The sequence below is a fragment of the Occallatibacter sp. genome (assembly GCF_049510455.1).
Taxonomy (GTDB): Bacteria; Acidobacteriota; Terriglobia; order Terriglobales; family Acidobacteriaceae; genus Telmatobacter.
On the sequence record NZ_JBEKYX010000199.1, the window covers coordinates 1 to 2,712 of the forward strand.

Below are 2,712 nucleotides of genomic sequence, written 5' to 3' on the forward strand. Positions count from 1 at the left end.
TATCCCGTGCCGAAGTCGTCCAGCGTCAGTTGAATGCCCATCTCCTTCAGGGCACGCAGCACGGCGGTGGTGGCTTGCGGATCCTGCATGAACGCTGTCTCGGTCAATTCGAACTCAATATACTGCGGCTCCAATCCCGTCTCTCGTAAGATCTCGCGCACATGGTCAACGAAATGATTCGATCGCAGTTCCACCGCTGAAATATTGATGGCTATGGGTATGGTCGTGGGATGTTCGTCCAGCCAGCGTCGCCTTTGGCGGCAGGCTTCGCGCAGTACCCATCGACCGATAGGCACGATATAACCGCACTGTTCCGCAATGGGTATGAAATCCTGGGGAAGTACGATTCCTCGCTCCGGTTGGCGCCATCGAATGAGTGCTTCGGCGCCGGTGAGAGTCTCCGTCGTGAGATCCATCTTCGGCTGGTAGTGCAAGGTGAATTCGCCGCGCTCCAAGGCATGACGCAGGCTACCTTCGATGGACTGCCGCTCCAGGGCATGCTCATTCATGCTGGGCTTGAAAAACTGGTAATTATTCCGCCCATTGTCCTTGGCATTCCGCATTGCGATGTCTGCGTTCTTGACGAGCGTCTCTGCGTCCGTCCCGTCATCCGGGTAGATTCCGACTCCAACGCTCAGAGTGATTTGCAGATCATGCTCCTCGATACGATGGGGCATGCCGACAACGGTGAGGATATGTTGCGCGGTATGGGCGACATCTGCTGCATGCGGGACGGAAGGCAGGAGGATCACAAATTCATCGCCGCCTTGGCGGCTGATCGTATCTGAGCTGTGCACGGCGGCGACCAAGCGTCGAGCGATTGACGAGAGGAGCTTGTCGCCGATCAGGTGTCCCAGGGAGTCATTGACGTGTTTGAAGCGATCCACATCGACGAACAACACCGCGAGGTGTTGTTGATGGCTGTGCGCCACGGCGATCGCCTGGGTCAGGCGGTCGTTCAGCAACAAGCGGTTCGGCAGGTCGGTTAGGTAGTCGTATTGCACCAGATGCGACATCTTCTGAGACATCGCGTGTGCCTGCGTCACATCATGAAAGACCATCACGCCGCCGGTCACGCGTCCTCTTCGATCATGGATGGGTGCCGTGGAGTCCTCGATAGGTGTCTCAATGCCGTTGCGTCGGATCAGAATACTGCCTTCCGGCAGGTTCAAAGGTTTGTTCGTCTTGATGACCAAAGCCATGGGATCTGCCGCCCGGCGGCGATCTAAAACGTCGATGATTCGAAACACTTGAATAAATGGCCGTCCGATCGCCTCATCGGCCCGCCAGCCCGTCAAGGCCTCAGCGATGGGATTGAGAAAGGTCACATTGCCCGAGACGTCAGTGCAAACTACGGCGTCAGCGATTGAATTGAGAGTCACCTGTGCGCGCTCTTTCTCTCTGAACAAGGCCTCCGCGTTCGACGCGCGCTCGAGCATATTGCGCAGAGCTTTGGGTAGCAGGTAACTATGGAGATGATCCTCCAGCAGGTAATCTTGCGCCCCGCGCCGTACGGCGAGCTTCGCGGCATCCTCATGTCCCGGGCTGCTGAGTACGAGAATGGGTACATCGGGCGATATCTCGAATAGCCGATCGAAGGTCTCCACTCCGCGGCTGTCGGGTAGGAATAGATTGACCAAGATCGCCGCTATGTGCTCTTTTCCGTCCCTGCGCAATCGCTGCACGGCTTCGGAGCAGCGTTCGACCCATTCGAGGAGAAAAAACCCTTCGCGTGTGTCAATGAGCGCGTCCTTGACCACCTGGGCTTTCGTGCCATCGTCATGTATGAGAAGTACGATCTGAGGCATTGCATCATCCTTGTGCATCTAACGTATTGAGCTTGCCACGTTTTTGTCTGTCTGCTGGCGCACATTGCGCCCAGACACCGCGACGTAGGACTGACGCCCATCGCGAATCAATGGCCACAAAAAAATGGTATTGCAATATGTGCGGTAGTGGACATAATGGTGGCCTCGGCGGTCAGGTTGGGCACGGAGGCCAATACATCATCGTTTCTCTCGATCTTCGGCAGAATCATTTACTTGCCGTGTTGCCCGGAGCCGTCTGGGATCGTTGGCTGCCGCAATTAGAATTTGTCGAGTTAGCGCTGGGCGACGTGATCTGCGAGTCGGGTGCGACCTTGAGCCATGGGTACTTTCCAACCACGGCCATCATTTCTCTGCTCTCTGTCATGGCAAATAGAGAGTCGGCGGAAATTGCCATCGTCGGCAATGAGGGCATCGTGGGGGTCTGGTTATTCATGGGGGGCAAAACGATGCCCAGTCGCGCGGTGGTTCAAAGCGCCGGCACCGCTCTGCGACTCAAGGCAGAGATTTTGAAGGAGGAGTTCAGTCAAGGCGGCCCCGTGCTGCGCCTGCTGCTGCGCTATACCCAGGCGCTGCTCACCCAGATGGCGCAAACCGCCGTTTGCAATCGTCATCACTCGCTCGATCAACAATTGTGCCGCTGGCTGCTGCTGAGCCTGGATCGGCTGCAGAGTAACGAACTCGTCATGACGCAGGAACTGATCGCCAACATGCTGGGGGTTCGTCGCGAAGGGGTGACCGAGGCGGCTTCGAGGCTGCAGTCCGCCGGGCTGATCCGCTACTCTCGCGGGCACATCTTGGTGCTGAACCGTGCGGGGTTGGAGAAGCGCACGTGCGAGTGCTATGCGGTGGTCAAGAAGGAATATGACAGGCTTCTTCCTGGGAG

Annotated in this window: 2 protein-coding genes; one reads left to right on the top strand and one right to left on the bottom strand. The window is 57.2% G+C overall.

The window, feature by feature from the left end; translation table 11 throughout:
* On the bottom strand, positions 1-1,808 hold a 1,808-nt coding region (locus ABSG47_RS20870; protein WP_424172504.1), incomplete at its 3' end, for a putative bifunctional diguanylate cyclase/phosphodiesterase.
* A gap of 110 nt (positions 1,809-1,918) precedes the next feature.
* Here ABSG47_RS20870 and ABSG47_RS20875 point away from each other — a divergent pair.
* Positions 1,919-2,712, top strand: a 794-nt coding sequence (locus ABSG47_RS20875; RefSeq protein WP_424172507.1) for a Crp/Fnr family transcriptional regulator, incomplete at its 3' end; no start/stop codon positions are given.